This window comes from Sneathiella sedimenti (assembly GCF_017313765.1).
GTDB lineage: Bacteria > Pseudomonadota > Alphaproteobacteria > Sneathiellales > Sneathiellaceae > Sneathiella > Sneathiella sedimenti.
Genome location: NZ_JAFLNC010000004.1, coordinates 170,518 through 184,056, shown reverse-complemented (window position 1 = coordinate 184,056; position 13,539 = coordinate 170,518). Strand labels below are relative to the sequence as shown.

The following is a 13,539-nucleotide window of genomic DNA, read 5'->3' as shown; positions in this document are numbered from 1 at the left end:
CCTCGTTTTTGAATGCTTTGGGAGGAGCATATGTCGATGGCCGCGAGAAATAATCTCAACTCTCATCACGATGGGGTGAATAACGCGCGAGGATGTCAGGGATAAGGAATCGGACGGTTGTGCCCGACTAACCCAGTTCCGCGCGGTAGGTCTGGCCGAGTTCCGCATAATGCTTGGCGCCGTTGGTGAGGTTGGCTTTTTGCTCTGCGGTCAATTGGCGCAGGCATTTGGCGGGGGAGCCGCCCCAGAGTTCGCCGCTGGGCACGCGCTTGCCCGGGGTGACCAGCGCCCCGGCAGCGACCATCGCACCGCTTTCGACAACGACGCCGTCCAGTATCACCGCGCCCATGCCGACGAAGCTGCCATTCTCCAGCGTGCAGCCATGGATCAGGCAGTTATGCCCGACCAGCACATCATCGCCGATCGTTGTCGAATGGGTGCCGCCGGACACATGAATGACCGTACCGTCCTGGATATTGCTGCGCTTGCCGATACGGATCGAGTGGACGTCCCCGCGCACGACGCAGTTAAACCAGATGCTGGATTTCTCGCCGATTACCACGTCGCCGATCACGTCCGCCGACGGCGCGATAAAGGCATCCTCGGCGATCTCGGGCATGACGCCCTTGAAGGGAATGATATTCTTGCTCATGCGTAATAATCTCTTCTTGTTATTTCTTTTACGGGAATAGCGGCGCCTGTTCCAGGCCGAGGGTTTCCTCAAGCCCGAACATCAGGTTCATGTTCTGAACTGCCTGCCCGCTCGATCCCTTGACCAGATTGTCGATGGCCGCGATGACGATCGCCCGGCCCTTGATCCGGTCCTCGAATACATTGATCACGCAGTTGTTGGAGCCCCGCACCATCTGCGTCTGCGGGATCGCGCCCTCTTTCAGCAGCCGGACGAAGGGCTCGCCCTCATAGACTTTCGCGATTTCGGCGCGCAAGTCTGCGGCCGTCTTGCCCTTGGCGAGCCGGACATGGGACGTAATCAGCTCCCCCCGGCTCATCGGGATCAGGTGCGGCACGAAATTGACCCGCATGTCGGCGGGCGCCCGGCCGATGGCCTTGGCGACTTCCTGCTCGATTTCCGGGGCGTGCCGATGCGCGGCGATGCTGTAGGGACTGAGCCCCTCTCCCGCCTCGCTGAACAGGGTGTTCTGCTTCAATCCCCGGCCCGCGCCGGTAATGCCCGACTTTGCATCGATCACCAGGTCATCCGCGTCAATCAGTCCGGCAGCGACCAGCGGGACCAGCGAAAGGAGCACCGCCGTCGGGTAGCAGCCGGGACAGGCCACCAGCCGCGCCGACTTGATCTTCTCCCGATACAGCTCCGTCAGGCCGTAGACCGCGTCCTTCTGCAGATCCATCGCCCGATGTTCATGGCCGTACCATTCGGCGTAGGTGTCCGGATCCTCGATCCGGAAATCGGCGGAGAGATCGACCACCTTCACGGTTGCCGGCAGTGTCGCGATGATTTCCTGCGTCGTACCGTGAGGCAGGCCGCAGAAGACCACATCGACCGTCGCCCAGTCCGCATCCTCCACCGCGATCATGTCTGGCAGGCCATAGCCGCCAAGATGGGGATAAACCTCCTCCACTGGCTGGCCGGCTTTCCGGTCCGCTGTCAGCAGCGTCATTTCGACATTCGGATGCCGGAGCAGCAGCCGCATTGCCTCCGCCCCCGTATAGCCGCTCGCGCCGAGAATGCCCGCTTTGATTTTCGTTGTTGTATTCGTCATGTCCATATACCGGCAAGGATCGCGCCGGACTCCTAAAAAAGCAAATTATGTCTTCAGATAAGGCTTGTGCTCGCCCTTCAGGGCCTTGTCTGCAAACCAGATCAAAATATTCAGATCAAAAGCCTCGCGGGCTTCCTCGCTTAGTCGGAGTCGGCCTTTTTTCAGGCCGGCCAGAATATCCTTGTTCGCCTTTCTTAAGAGCGCGCCGCGTAACGAACTGCGGATATCGAGCTGGTCGCGCATTTCCGCCGCGAGTTCTTCCCCAGTGAGCCGATGGACATGGTCCTTCACCTGGATCGTGAAGCCGCCCTCCGCATCGAGAGGAATGCCAAGCGTTTCAATATCGATATCGTCCGCGTTTTTAATTGGGTAGTTCATTCACTTAAACCTTGGCGCCAGCCGTGGCGCGTTCCTGCCGGTTTATTTACATGAAAATCCTCTGATGGCAAAGGTTCTCATCCCGGCACTATCGTTTTCCCCACAAAAAAAGGCGGCAAACGCCGCCTTTTCTCTTTCGTATCGGAACCTTTTATCTCAGTCCAGCAGCACGAGTTCTTCAGCAGATGTTTTGCCGTTACGCCCTTCAACAAGTTCATATTGAACTTTTGCGTTTTCCTGAAGGGTCGTCAAGCCGGCTCGTTCAACAGCCGAAATATGCACGAAAGCGTCTGACCCGCCCTCATCTGGAGCGATGAAACCGTATCCCTTGGTCGGGTTAAACCACTTTACTGTACCTTTTGCCATGTTTAGTCTCCTGGACACTCATTCTATATATCAGGTCGATAGCGCTGTCGAAGTGCCCAAATAGCAGCGACAGATCAACCTTGGAAGCCCTGTTTCCTGCCGTATAACAACCGAAAAACAAGGACTCCCGACGACTCGCGTAATAGATAATGAGCGTTTTTGCAAGAAAGATTTCAGCAAAATCAATTTTTTGTTACTCTTCTTGCGGAACGATGCAACACTGTTAGGCAGGTCGCATATTTTATAGGCAAATTTGAGGGTCAGCGCGCCTTCCCGCCATTTTTACGCGCAGGTCTCCTATCATGACCCGGATATAAAATTCCCGTTCCCAGTGTGTGCTTTTGAGGCTGACGGAACGACCGAGTCAGGATATCCTTGCGCGACATATCCGGGGCACAGGGAGGATATCGACGATGACAGAGAAGGCAACCAGACAGGGAAGCTGCCTTTGCGGCGCGGTCCGCTATGATGTCACCGGACCGCTGCGGGACGTTATTTCCTGCCATTGCGGCCAGTGCCAGAAGTCCAGCGGCCATTATTTTGCGGCCACCGCCGCGACGCTGGAGAATTTCCGCCTGACCGAGGATCGCGGCCTGAAATGGTACCGCTCCTCCAACTGGGCGGAACGCGGCTTTTGCGGGGAGTGCGGCGCCAACCTGTTCTGGCGGAGGAAGGATAGCGATCAGGTCAGCATCCTCGCCGGGAGTTTTGAGGGGGACACGGGCCTTAAAACCAGCCGCCATATATTCGTTGCCGACAAGAAGGACTATTACGAGATTACGGACGGCCTGCCGCAATATGACAGCTATCCCGACGACCCCGACAGCAACTGAGGAGACATGCAGATGAAATTACTGGGTTCCTGCCATTGCGGCGCGGTGCGGTTCTCGCTCAATTCCGCCCACCCCTACCCCTTCAACGTCTGCTTCTGTTCGATCTGTCGCAAGACCCAGGGCGGCGGCGGCTTCGCGATTAACCTCGGCGGCGACGCCGATAGCCTGAAGGTCGAGGGTGAGGAAAATATTTCTGTCTACCAGGCGCAGTTGGAAGGGGACCAGGGACTGAGCCCGGCACAGCGGCATTTCTGTAAAAATTGCGGCAGCGCGCTCTGGGTTCATGATCCCCGCTGGCCGGAGCTGATCCACCCCTTCGCCTCCGCCATCGATACGGACCTGCCCGCCGCCCCTGAGCGGACCTTCCTCATGGTCGGGTCGAAGAAGGCATGGGTGCCGGTGGACGCCGGGCCGAACGATAAGGTATTTGACGCGTATCCGGAGGAATCGATCGCCGGATGGCACCAGCGACTCGGCCTTGAAAGTTAGCCGCAACTGGGCCAGATTCCTGTCATATTATTTCCATGCGGACCTGTTAAATCGCGTTTTTTAAAGCCAATAGGACTATTGATTTTATGCGCAAACTGACGTTGCTTCGCCACGCCAAATCCAGCTGGTCCGATCGGGCCAATGCCGATATTGACCGTCCGCTTACGTCCCGCGGACGGCGCGGGGCGTTGAAAATCGGCACTTATATTGAACAGAACAAGATCTTCCCCGACCTCATCCTTTGTTCCCCCTCCCGCCGCACCCGCGAGACCCTGGCCCAGATCGACCCCTTCCTGCCTGACGGGACCGAGGTGAAGGTTGAACCCTCCATTTACTCCGCGGGCAATGGCAGCGGGCTGATCTCCTACCTCAAGAGCTCGGCGATCGAGGAGGTCCATGTGATGATCATCGGTCATAACCCGACGATGCAGCAGATGGCGCTTGATCTTGCCGAACGGACGCCGGATAACGGCTACCATTTGATCGAGAAGAAATACCCCACCGGGGCGCTGACGCAGATCCGGTTCGATATCGATGACTGGCGCGACCTTGGCGGCCGGGGTCAGCTCGTCCATTTCGTCACGCCGAAGATGCTGCCGGGATCGACGGACGAGGATGAGGAGTAATCATGGGCGAGACGGTGATCGATCTGACGAGGTGGGAACGACGCGCGCATTACGAGATGTACCGTCGAAGCGAGATGCCGCATTTCGGGTTCACCGCCCCGATCATTGTCACCAACTTGCTGGCCACCGCCCGGCGGGAGAAACTCTCGGTCTTTAACGCGATGCTGTTCTGCATCATCAGCGCCGCCAACAGAATCCCCGAATTCCGTACCCGCTTTCGCGGCGAGACCGTGGTGATGCATGACATCGTTCATCCGTCCTTCACTGTGCCGATCGAGGGAGACCGTTTCGCCTTCTGTCAGACACCCTATCGGGAAGACTGGCCGTCCTTCGATACGGCCTGCCGGACGGCGGTTGAAGCGGCGACGCGGCAAACCACACTGGAAAATGACATCGAGGGGGAGGATCAGTGGATTTATCTCAGCTGCCTTCCCTGGCTCGACTTCACGGCAACGACCCATCCGCTGGCCAACAAGGATGACTGCATTCCGCGCATCGCCTGGGGCAAGATCGTCGAGGAGGAGGGCCGCGCGCGGGTTTCCGTCAATCTACAGGCGCATCACGCGGTCATGGATGGCCTGCACGGGGCCCGCTTCTTTGAGGCGTTGCAGAAAAATGTCGAGGAGTTTCAGTCGTCGAGCTGAATAAAGACGGTTTGGTCCGCCCGCAGGGTCTTGATCTGGTCTTCCCCCGGGGCCCGATACTCCGCGTTATTGAAACCGGTGGAATAAAACACCAGCCGATTGCAGACTTCCTCCTGGTCAAGCAGCGGGAAGCCGACGGCCACACTCGTTTCCACCCGCCCGTTCCGTGAAACACCGATCAGTCGCGTGAACATGCCGCAAGGCGTCGAAATACATTTGAACATGGAGTCAGCTGCCAATTGGCGCCTGTCCCCTTCCCAGAAATCCAGGAAATTCATGCCCGTCACTTCCATCCCGAAATGATCGACCACGGCGGTGCCCGCCAGCCTGTAGATAATCTCATCCCGGGATTTGACCTCATATATCGCGATGCCAGGCAGCAACGGCGAAATCCGGGTCGGGTCAAAACTGCTTCGTCGGGGGACTACACGATCTCGATCCAGACTGCGCCAGTAATACGCGAATTCCTTCGCATCGGGCGTTACCCAGTCAATGTCATCGAATTTCTCATAATCCATGCGTCAACAATTCCCTGTTTGCCCCGAATATTGCAACATGACCGGCTCCAGCAGAATGAGCCTTCATACCTACATACCCTATTTATAAGCGGCGGGGAATATACTCATTTATTTAGTGCATGCCAATACTCATTCTTCACGTTCTACGAGCTTTAGGGAAGCATAATAAAAGACGGAAATAAATCCGTCTTTTATCTGGTATTTATTTGGATTTACTGCTGTAGCTCACCCCCATGCCGGCCCGCACATCATTCTGGATGCCATATTGCGGGATGGGATATCTGAGGCCGTTTTTCGACAGCGCCGCCAATCCTTCCACTACCTTGGGGAGATAGGCCGGCGGAATGGCCATCAGCAGTTCATCTTCCAGCACGCCGCCGTAACGCCGTTCGGCAAAGCAGGGCAGCGACAGGCTCGGCTCCCCCGTAGACAGGGCGCGCCCCCAGCTATCGGCGCAGGAGGATTCCCCGACGACCGAGAAATCCAGCTTCTTGTAGCCCGCCCATTGCAGGCCGTTGATAAAGATGATCATCTGCGCCGGGGTCGCATAGATCAGGCAGATATCCGGCGGATTGAGGCGCTTCGAGGCCAGAGGCGAAACCGCCATTGCCGTGAACTGCCCGGACGGCACGACGGTCATGGCCGCCTGATGCTTGCGGGCATCTTCCGGGGTTTCATACCAGACGCCGGCATAGCGTGCGCCTTCCTGCCATTCCGCATCCTGCGGGTGCAGCCCCATCACCGCGCCGCATTGGGCGCCGACGAAATCCTCCGCGGTCACGCCGACTGTCCAGCCAAGACGGGCGGCCTGGGCAACGATCTGGTCCGCCGTATGAATTGAATTCGGACGGCGAATTTTCTCGACCGCTTCCATCTCCTCTTTCGTCTCGAACAGCTTCATGCCGATCGGAGTCGCCCGGATCCGGAGATATTTGTTGAGTCCGTCCAGGATCGCGTCCCAGTCGTAGAATTCTTCAAGTTTTGTCAATATTCTTCCCCCTTTGTATTTTTATAGAGCGTGACAAGAAATCCAGCTCCTGTCATCCTGCCCGTCTTATGCGGAAATGAAGCTCCGATCGGCGCCCTCGTTCTTTTTCTAACTGTTTTGGCACCTGCCCGGTTCTATGGCGACTACAATACCGGCATGGTGGCAAATGATCCAGATCAATAACGCAAACCGGAAATGGAACGTTCCGGCGCGGTCGGCCTGACGTCGCCGCTATTGAAATATCGGCCTCGGGCGCAATCTAATAGGGATACCCCTGACACTGGCGAGACCTGACGATGACGGCAAAACCCTATCACCATGACCCGAACGGCGGCTTTCGCAACCCTGAGGGTAGCCCCAACCGTCGCATCAGCAAGCGCGGCCTGTTCCGCTTCATCTCGCGGCAGCTACGATCGAGGGTCGTGCCCGATATACCGGAGGGTCACGTGCTGGACCGTGCCGACGTCGAGGCCGGGATTATCGCGGGCGGCAACCCGAGCGTGACCTGGCTCGGCCATGCGGCCTTTATCCTGCGTTCCTGCGGCAAGGTGATCCTGACCGATCCCTATCTCACCGACATTGCCGGCCCCGCCCAGATGGGCCCGAAGCGCTATGTTCCCGCCGCCCTGAAAGCCGATGAACTGCCGAAGGCCGACGTGATGGTCGTCAGCCATAACCATTATGACCATCTGGATGCGCGCGCCCTTGCCGCCTATCCCTATAAGGAGGAGACGCAGGTCATCGTCCCGCTTGGCCTGCACCGCTTCTTCACCCGGCGCGGCTTCACGCGGGTGGTCGAACTAGACTGGTGGCAGAGCTGGTCGGAAGACGGTCTTACCATTACTGCGCTGCCCGCTGTGCATTCCTCGGGTCGTGGCCTGCATGACCAGAAGAAGACCCTCTGGGCGAGCTTCGGCATCAGGACGGCGGAAGAGAATATCTGGTTCTCCGGTGATACGGCACATGGGGAGATTTTCAAGGAGATCGGCAAGCGCCACGGCCCGTTTGACCTTGCCCTTGTCGGCATCGGTGCCTATGAACCGCGCGAAATCATGAAGTCGGTCCACGCCACCCCGGAGGAAGCCATTAAAATCGCCCGGGCCATCGACGCCAAACGGGCCCTTGGCATGCATTGGGGCACGATCATGCTCACCCCGGAGGATCCGTTCGAGCCCCCTACCCGCTTCCGCCAGGCCGCCATCGACCAGGATTTCGGGGCGGAGAATGCGCTGATCTTCCAAATCGGCGAAACAAGGTCGCTCAAAGCCGCCTCATGAGGCGAAAGGTCACGACCGTCAATGCAGCCCCATGTTGCCCCGGCTGGAATAGACCCGGAGCACCGACCCTGTACCGGTCACCGCCTGCGCCACAGGTATTGCCGCGAGGACGCTGTCGCGCAACGGCAGGATGAGGCCGCTTTCCTTGAGTTCCTCGGCCCAGTCATAAATGACCGTCCGGGCGATGCGCGCGGTGGCGGGTTCGAGAAAATGAGACAGGAGGTCCGCGATCCGCGCCCCGCCCCCCGATTGCACCAGCGCCAGCGATTGCAGCAACCGCCATTCATCCTCTGAAATGCCGCCACAACAGGGGCAGCGGAAATCGACAACGCGGCGGTGGCCGGCAATGACGAGCGACAGAAAATTATCCAGCGACATCAAACCCGCGGGGCATTTGGCCCGCGTATAGGCCTCTCTCAGCGTTTCATAGGGTGAATAATTCTGGCGAAACCCGTCCGACCAGAATCGCAGGCTCCATAGCGTTAGCTGCTCGGGGAAACTGAGATCGCTAAACTTGTTCGGGGCGGGGTTGGGATATGCCATGCTCTCTGCTCATTCAAAAGTAAAACCGTTGCATAGCTAATGATAATGATAATCATTCGCATTAATCAATCGTTTTCTTGGGATTTGCGAAAAAGGCTGCGTAGGCGGCCGATCGGCGGCTGGCCCGCGCCTAGCCGCGGAGCTGCCGGATATAGTCCCGATGGAAGGCGATGTAGCCCCTCTCGGTCTCCTGCAAATGCGGCCGGACAAGGCTATGTAAATTCTCGAGCGCGTGAAAGGGCACCGCCGGAAAGGCGTGATGCTCCGCATGAAAGGGCATGCTCCAGGCGAGCTTGCGCATTAGCGGGTTGGTGAGCGTCGTGCGGGTATTGGTGAAAATATCCCCCTCCTCCTCCGGGCAGAGTCCATGCTCGGCCAGCAGGTAGAGCCGCAGGAAGGGCTGGCCGAGCAGCGCCGGAACAATCCAAACATAGAGCAGAAGAGCGGACCCCGCCGCAAGGGAGAACACCAGCAGCGCCGCGTAGGCGAGCAGCATCGCCTGCGCCTCCCTGGTCACGCTCGCCCGTCCATGCGCCGGCACGAACGGGTCGTCACAGCGCCCCGCCGCATTCCTGAAAAGCGTCTTGAAATGGGAAATCCAGATCGGGATGCCCGAAACATGCCAGATGTACTGCGGCAGGGTCTCTGGCTTCGGGGTAAAAAGCTCCGGGTCGCGCAGCGGGTCCTGGGTGAAGCGGTGATGCTCGATATGAAAATAGCGGAACCACTCCGGCGGCAGCACGACCAGCAGGCCGCAAACCCTCGCCACCCATTTGTTGAGCCAGAGGCTGCGAAACGCTGTGCGGTGCACGCTCTCATGCAGGGCGGTAAAGAGGAAGATGATGAGAATGCCCTGCGGCAGCATCAATAGCGGCCAGCCCGGACCAGCAAGCGCGATCAGCGCCCCGATCAGCAGGATGAGGCCACCATGCCCGGCGAGATGCATGAGTCCCTTCACATCCGAGCGGCGCGTTAATATCTCCCGCTGCCCGCGTGTCAGTGACTTTATAAAATCACGGCTTTCCATGGCGAGAGTTTACGGCAGAAAGCAGCACATTGAAATGCGACATTTTCGGCGCAGTAATAAGCCCCGCAAGGGCGGGCTTTTGAGATATCATACCCCGCCGCGATGACCGCATGGGAAGCTGATATTCCCTGAAAAAACAACATTCAAGCCATCGGCCAAATAAATTTGATCGCCGTGTTGTAAAATGAGCCAACTCAGCCATAATGCGCCCATTAAATTAAAAGCATTAGTACAAAATATTACCCAAAGTACCTTTACCATGACGCCGGACACACAACTGGATTTCGCGCCAGATCTGCTGAAGAAAATCATTCAGGACTCATTAAACGAAATCTATCTCTGCGATGGCGAGACGCTGAAATTCCTGTTTGTTAATCGGGGCGCGCTCCAAAATCTGGGCTATAGCCAGGATGAGCTCAGGCAGATGACGCCAATTAACATTGCGCCTACATTCTCCCTCGCCCAGCTCAAGGAAATGGTCCAGCAGCTGAAAGAGGGGGCGGAAGAAAAACTAACCTTCCAGACGATGCATCGGCGAAAAGACGGCTCCACCTATGATGTGGAGGTGCATCTTCAATTTTACACGCATAAGGACAAATCCTATTTTTTTGGCATCATCCTCGACATAACCGCCGCCAATGAAACCGCCGCCAAGCTGGAAGAAACCCTCGCCGAGGCGACGGCCGCCGTTCAGGCAAAGGACAACTTTCTCGCGGCCATGAGCCATGAGCTGCGCACGCCGCTCAATGCCATCATCGGCTTTTCCCAGCTGATGCATAATTCGGTTTTTGGCGACCTCGCGAACCAGCGCTACAAGGATTATGTCCTGAATATCCTGAACAGCGCCGATCAATTGCTCGAGATGGTCGATGAAATTCTGCTGGCGCGTAAGCTCGAAATTGACGGTATAAAGATTACCGGCGAGGTCTATGACCCGATCGAACATACGGCGGAAATTGTCAAGATGTTCGCGGACACCCCGCGACGTGACGGGAAGCAGGTAATGCTGATCCGCGACGCGACGGCGCCGAAACTCGTCACCGGGGACCGGGGGGTCGGCAATGTGATGCAAAGCAGTATTATTTCCGACGCGCTGCGGCATACGGGCGAAAACGGCATTGTCACCATTCGCTGGTATTCCGTCAATCAGGAGACCCTGAAATGCCGGGTTGAGGACGAGGGCGAAAAATATCCGGAACATGTGCTGCAAAGTTTCGGTGAGCAATTCCTCGCGCGCGATGCCTTCCTCGCGTCGGAAAAGCACAAGGGCTTCGGGCTCGGCCTCTATATCTGCAAGCGCTATGTCGAGGCCCGCGGCGGAGAGCTGACAATCGGCAACCGCGAAGAAGGCGGCACCTTCGTCGAAGCAAGCTGGCCCGCCGCGAATTTCAAGGCGCAGTTCTAACGCGGGATCCCCGCCCCGATCTGCCCTGCTTCAGTGCCGCGGAAAGCTGCCCTCCCCATTGAAATGCGGCATTTTGGGCTTTTTTTTGAGCTCGCCCAACCATCCTGCAATTGATTACTGAAAGAAAATTTTATATAACAAAACTATATGGTGTAGGTGTGCGAATGGGGTCATGTATGGCCCAGAGTCCAACTGGCTAGCCACCTACACTATAATTCAAACCTCCAAATACTAAATCCTTTATCAGGCCAACTAGATTGTAGGCTAAGGCTGTCGACTGGAGAATTTGCTTCTAAGTATTTTGCTACTATCGATTTCGGAGAATTTGGATTTCTCTCATATTTTCCGTTTATACAATATCCTACCGCACCAATCATCACATCTGCAATCTGTAAGCAATGTGTTTCACAAACATTTTTGAACTCCACTTGCTTCCACGGTGTATGAGGCCCTTTTACGCTAGCATTTAAACATCGTTTTAGTTCGTTTAAATCATACCTCGTTTCCATGTTTCCATGAAAGCCTCGCATTTTACAGTGGCGCCCATATTGCCTTTGAGATTTTAAATGATGTTGATAAAGGAATTTAAAGAATCCTGTCTCTGGGTCGTTTTCGTTGTAACGAGCATGATTGATTTTCCCTTTCTCAAAAACCACGCAGGAAAAGTCAATAATATGTTCCGCTTGCAAACGAAGAACTTCATCTATTACTTGTTTGTAAAGTATAATTTTCCTGCGACTAATCGACTTCCATTGAAGAGATTCTTTAAATTTTGAGTTTTGCTGTATGCTGGATATTCGCTTGGCGATTAAGTGGGCCTCTGCAGATCTGCAAAGAATACCGCCAATTACCATAAAAGAGTGATTGCCGTCGGTATGGCTTTCATCGGAAAAAATAGAATAGTCGCATTGGGTGTTTTTAATAACAATTGGTTCAACCGGCATAAGAAGACACTGTCTAACCCTGAACAGTAAAAGTCAACCTCATTCAACTGAGAACACTTCTTTAAATTTTCCAACAAAAAAAGGGCCCGCCGAAGCGAGCCCTTTTCCGTGTCGTATGTAGCTCTCGCGATTAACGCTTGGAGAACTGGAAGCTGCGGCGGGCTTTCGCGCGGCCGTATTTTTTCCGTTCCACAACGCGGCTGTCGCGGGTGATAAAGCCTTCGGCCTTCAGCGCCGGGCGCAATGCCGGCTCATAGGCCATCAGGGCCTTCGAGATACCGTGACGAACCGCACCGGCCTGGCCGGAGAGTCCCCCGCCCTTTACCGTGCAGATCACGTCGAACTGGCCGACGCGGTCGGTTACCTCGAATGGCTGCAGCAGGATCATGCGGAGCACGGGGCGCGCAAAATAGACTTCCTGGTCACGTCCGTTGACGGTCACCTTGCCGGAACCGGGCTTGATCCAGACGCGGGCGATGGCGTTTTTCCGCTTGCCCGTCGCGTAGGAGCGACCCAGGCTGTCGATCACCGGATCAACATGGGCAACTTCGATGACTTCGGCAGCCTCGATAACTTCGGCACCGGCATCTGCTGCCGGGGCGTCTTTGGCGGCGCCTTCGGTCAGGTCTTTCAAATCCTCAAGGGAGTTTGCTTCATCAGCCATACTCAGGCACTCCTTACGTTCTTGGCGTTCATCGACGCAACATCGACCACTTCGGGGTTCTGCGCCGCATGCGGATGCTCAGGCCCGGCGTAGACACGCAGGTTGCTGAACTGCTGACGACCAAGGGCGCCGCGCGGGATCATCCGCTCAACTGCCTTCATGATCAGGCGTTCCGGATGGGCACTGCCCAGCGTCTTTTCCGCTGTCCGGCTCTTGATACCGCCCGGATGGCCGGTGTGCCAGTAGAACACCTTGTCCGTCAGCTTCTTGCCGGTAAGGGCCACTTTTTCCGCATTGATGACAATGACGTTGTCGCCGCAATCGATATGGGGCGTGTACATGGGTTTATGCTTGCCGCGCAGGCGGGTCGCAATGATCGAGGCGAGACGACCGAGAACGAGCCCTTCAGCATCGATCAGCAGCCATTTCTTTTCCACCTCGGAGGGTTTCGCAGAATAGGTTTTCATTTTTAACTCAGCCTTCGCTTAACGCGTGCCACAACAAAATAAAGGGAGCAATGGGCTCCCCGATCTGATGGCGGGTATAATCTCACTTTAGGGGCAAGTCAACCGAAATAGCGGTGTATTTTCATTAATTTATGATTGTGGTATTATAATACCGCAAAAATGGGCCGCCTTATGCCGCCCTTTCGCTAAATTACCTTTTCGGCGGAATGGCATAGGTTGCGGTGACATGGGCAACGGGGGCGTCCGGATCGCCCGCGAACAGGCTGAACTCCCCGGTCGCAAGGGTCTTTCCGAGCTTGAGAATCCGCCCTTTCGCGATCATCTCCCCCGGTTCCGGCTTGCGCAGGAAGTTGATATTGAGGCTGGTGGTCACCGCGAGCGCGACCGGACCGATTTGCGCCAGCAGCAGCAGATACATCGCCGCGTCGGCCAGTTCCATCATCGTCGGGCCGGAGACCGTGCCGCCCGGGCGCAAATGCCGCTCCGTTGTTGTCATGCGGACAATAATGGAGTGATCGTCCACATGATCCACTTTCAGTCCCAAATGATCAACCTGGGGGAATTGCTCCCGGTTGAAAGCTTCCAGCATCTCGGCGGTCATCACGGGCACGGGCGGTTTCTCCTCTTG

General features: G+C 56.4%; 18 protein-coding genes. 6 read left to right on the top strand and 12 right to left on the bottom strand.

The genetic code is table 11. The features are described 5' to 3' along the window. Nucleotides 1-127: 127 nt before the first annotated feature. The 4 genes from J0X12_RS12620 to J0X12_RS12605 all read right to left on the bottom strand — a co-directional run bounded on the left by J0X12_RS12620 (nucleotide 128) and on the right by J0X12_RS12605 (nucleotide 2,486). Nucleotides 128-652 (bottom strand): gamma carbonic anhydrase family protein, encoded by a 525-nt coding sequence (locus tag J0X12_RS12620; protein WP_237688135.1) that lies wholly within the window; start codon nucleotides 650-652, stop codon nucleotides 128-130. A 28-nt stretch (nucleotides 653-680) separates the two neighbouring features. After that, nucleotides 681-1,742: an N-acetyl-gamma-glutamyl-phosphate reductase gene (argC, locus tag J0X12_RS12615; RefSeq protein ID WP_207046289.1), complete on the bottom strand. Its 1,062-nt coding sequence runs from the start codon at nucleotides 1,740-1,742 to the stop codon at nucleotides 681-683. A 45-nt stretch (nucleotides 1,743-1,787) separates the two neighbouring features. After that, on the bottom strand, nucleotides 1,788-2,120 hold the full coding sequence (locus tag J0X12_RS12610; RefSeq protein WP_207046287.1) for a hypothetical protein: 333 nt from the start codon (nucleotides 2,118-2,120) through the stop codon (nucleotides 1,788-1,790). Between the two features lie 156 nt (nucleotides 2,121-2,276). Further along, the gene (locus tag J0X12_RS12605; RefSeq protein WP_207046285.1) at nucleotides 2,277-2,486 is read right to left on the bottom strand and encodes a cold-shock protein; all 210 of its coding nucleotides are present in this window, start codon (nucleotides 2,484-2,486) and stop codon (nucleotides 2,277-2,279) included. Nucleotides 2,487-2,899: 413 nt separating this feature from the next. Here J0X12_RS12605 and J0X12_RS12600 point away from each other — a divergent pair, with 413 nt between their 5' ends. The 4 genes from J0X12_RS12600 (at nucleotide 2,900) to J0X12_RS12585 (ending at nucleotide 5,078) form a co-directional block, all read left to right on the top strand. Next, nucleotides 2,900-3,319, top strand: coding sequence for a GFA family protein (locus J0X12_RS12600; protein WP_207046283.1), 420 nt, complete (start codon nucleotides 2,900-2,902; stop codon nucleotides 3,317-3,319). Nucleotides 3,320-3,331: 12 nt separating this feature from the next. Continuing rightward, nucleotides 3,332-3,808 carry a GFA family protein gene (locus tag J0X12_RS12595; protein ID WP_207046281.1) on the top strand — a complete coding sequence of 159 codons (477 nt, stop codon included), beginning with the start codon at nucleotides 3,332-3,334 and terminating at the stop codon, nucleotides 3,806-3,808. 86 nt (nucleotides 3,809-3,894) lie between these two features. Further along, nucleotides 3,895-4,434 carry a SixA phosphatase family protein gene (locus J0X12_RS12590; RefSeq protein WP_207046279.1) on the top strand — a complete coding sequence of 180 codons (540 nt, stop codon included), beginning with the start codon at nucleotides 3,895-3,897 and terminating at the stop codon, nucleotides 4,432-4,434. Between the two features lie 2 nt (nucleotides 4,435-4,436). Beyond that, nucleotides 4,437-5,078 carry a CatA-like O-acetyltransferase gene (locus J0X12_RS12585; RefSeq protein ID WP_207046277.1) on the top strand — a complete coding sequence of 214 codons (642 nt, stop codon included), beginning with the start codon at nucleotides 4,437-4,439 and terminating at the stop codon, nucleotides 5,076-5,078. On the opposite strand, the gene J0X12_RS12580 is transcribed toward J0X12_RS12585, so the two are convergent. Continuing rightward, entirely contained in the window at nucleotides 5,063-5,596 is a 534-nt protein-coding gene (locus J0X12_RS12580; RefSeq protein WP_207046275.1) for a PAS domain-containing protein, read from the bottom strand. The genes J0X12_RS12585 and J0X12_RS12580 overlap by 16 nt on opposite strands. 202 nt (nucleotides 5,597-5,798) lie before the next feature. Beyond that, on the bottom strand, nucleotides 5,799-6,584 hold the full coding sequence (locus tag J0X12_RS12575; protein WP_207046273.1) for a DUF169 domain-containing protein: 786 nt from the start codon (nucleotides 6,582-6,584) through the stop codon (nucleotides 5,799-5,801). A gap of 296 nt (nucleotides 6,585-6,880) precedes the next feature. Here J0X12_RS12575 and J0X12_RS12570 point away from each other — a divergent pair, with 296 nt between their 5' ends. Next, on the top strand, nucleotides 6,881-7,861 hold the full coding sequence (locus J0X12_RS12570; protein WP_207046271.1) for an MBL fold metallo-hydrolase: 981 nt from the start codon (nucleotides 6,881-6,883) through the stop codon (nucleotides 7,859-7,861). Nucleotides 7,862-7,879: 18 nt separating this feature from the next. Here the strand turns inward: J0X12_RS12570 and J0X12_RS12565 are convergent, their stop codons facing one another. Continuing rightward, entirely contained in the window at nucleotides 7,880-8,404 is a 525-nt protein-coding gene (locus J0X12_RS12565) for a hypothetical protein (RefSeq protein WP_207046269.1), read from the bottom strand. A 130-nt stretch (nucleotides 8,405-8,534) separates the two neighbouring features. Beyond that, entirely contained in the window at nucleotides 8,535-9,431 is an 897-nt protein-coding gene (locus J0X12_RS12560) for a fatty acid desaturase (protein WP_207046267.1), read from the bottom strand. Between the two features lie 259 nt (nucleotides 9,432-9,690). Here J0X12_RS12560 and J0X12_RS12555 point away from each other — a divergent pair, with 259 nt between their 5' ends. Then, nucleotides 9,691-10,836, top strand: a complete 1,146-nt coding sequence (locus J0X12_RS12555; protein ID WP_207046265.1) for a PAS domain-containing sensor histidine kinase — start codon at nucleotides 9,691-9,693, stop codon at nucleotides 10,834-10,836. 209 nt (nucleotides 10,837-11,045) lie between these two features. On the opposite strand, the gene J0X12_RS12550 is transcribed toward J0X12_RS12555, so the two are convergent. The 4 genes from J0X12_RS12550 to J0X12_RS12535 all read right to left on the bottom strand — a co-directional run bounded on the left by J0X12_RS12550 (nucleotide 11,046) and on the right by J0X12_RS12535 (nucleotide 13,512). Next, a complete protein-coding gene (locus J0X12_RS12550) occupies nucleotides 11,046-11,780 on the bottom strand; it encodes a DUF3800 domain-containing protein (RefSeq protein ID WP_207046263.1) in 735 nt (244 codons plus the stop codon). Between the two features lie 130 nt (nucleotides 11,781-11,910). Then, nucleotides 11,911-12,444 (bottom strand): 30S ribosomal protein S9, encoded by a 534-nt coding sequence (gene rpsI / locus J0X12_RS12545; protein WP_207046261.1) that lies wholly within the window; start codon nucleotides 12,442-12,444, stop codon nucleotides 11,911-11,913. A gap of 2 nt (nucleotides 12,445-12,446) precedes the next feature. Then, nucleotides 12,447-12,911 carry a 50S ribosomal protein L13 gene (gene rplM, locus J0X12_RS12540; RefSeq protein ID WP_207046259.1) on the bottom strand — a complete coding sequence of 155 codons (465 nt, stop codon included), beginning with the start codon at nucleotides 12,909-12,911 and terminating at the stop codon, nucleotides 12,447-12,449. A 190-nt stretch (nucleotides 12,912-13,101) separates the two neighbouring features. Then, complete coding sequence (locus tag J0X12_RS12535) at nucleotides 13,102-13,512, bottom strand: PaaI family thioesterase (protein WP_237688153.1); 411 nt, start codon at nucleotides 13,510-13,512, stop codon at nucleotides 13,102-13,104. Between the last annotated feature and the right edge of the window lie 27 nt (nucleotides 13,513-13,539).

Coding starts and splice junctions, on each gene's coding strand:
- J0X12_RS12550 (WP_207046263.1), bottom strand. CDS start 11,780: ATGCCGGTTGAACCAATTGTTATTAAAAACACCCAATGCGACTATTCT.
- J0X12_RS12560 (WP_207046267.1), bottom strand. CDS start 9,431: ATGGAAAGCCGTGATTTTATAAAGTCACTGACACGCGGGCAGCGGGAG.
- rpsI (WP_207046261.1), bottom strand. CDS start 12,444: ATGGCTGATGAAGCAAACTCCCTTGAGGATTTGAAAGACCTGACCGAA.
- J0X12_RS12580 (WP_207046275.1), bottom strand. CDS start 5,596: ATGGATTATGAGAAATTCGATGACATTGACTGGGTAACGCCCGATGCG.
- J0X12_RS12565 (WP_207046269.1), bottom strand. CDS start 8,404: ATGGCATATCCCAACCCCGCCCCGAACAAGTTTAGCGATCTCAGTTTC.
- J0X12_RS12555 (WP_207046265.1), top strand. CDS start 9,691: ATGACGCCGGACACACAACTGGATTTCGCGCCAGATCTGCTGAAGAAA.
- J0X12_RS12610 (WP_207046287.1), bottom strand. CDS start 2,120: ATGAACTACCCAATTAAAAACGCGGACGATATCGATATTGAAACGCTT.
- argC (WP_207046289.1), bottom strand. CDS start 1,742: ATGACGAATACAACAACGAAAATCAAAGCGGGCATTCTCGGCGCGAGC.
- J0X12_RS12620 (WP_237688135.1), bottom strand. CDS start 652: ATGAGCAAGAATATCATTCCCTTCAAGGGCGTCATGCCCGAGATCGCC.
- J0X12_RS12570 (WP_207046271.1), top strand. CDS start 6,881: ATGACGGCAAAACCCTATCACCATGACCCGAACGGCGGCTTTCGCAAC.
- J0X12_RS12590 (WP_207046279.1), top strand. CDS start 3,895: ATGCGCAAACTGACGTTGCTTCGCCACGCCAAATCCAGCTGGTCCGAT.
- J0X12_RS12535 (WP_237688153.1), bottom strand. CDS start 13,512: ATGACCGCCGAGATGCTGGAAGCTTTCAACCGGGAGCAATTCCCCCAG.
- J0X12_RS12595 (WP_207046281.1), top strand. CDS start 3,332: ATGAAATTACTGGGTTCCTGCCATTGCGGCGCGGTGCGGTTCTCGCTC.
- J0X12_RS12600 (WP_207046283.1), top strand. CDS start 2,900: ATGACAGAGAAGGCAACCAGACAGGGAAGCTGCCTTTGCGGCGCGGTC.
- rplM (WP_207046259.1), bottom strand. CDS start 12,911: ATGAAAACCTATTCTGCGAAACCCTCCGAGGTGGAAAAGAAATGGCTG.
- J0X12_RS12605 (WP_207046285.1), bottom strand. CDS start 2,486: ATGGCAAAAGGTACAGTAAAGTGGTTTAACCCGACCAAGGGATACGGT.
- J0X12_RS12585 (WP_207046277.1), top strand. CDS start 4,437: ATGGGCGAGACGGTGATCGATCTGACGAGGTGGGAACGACGCGCGCAT.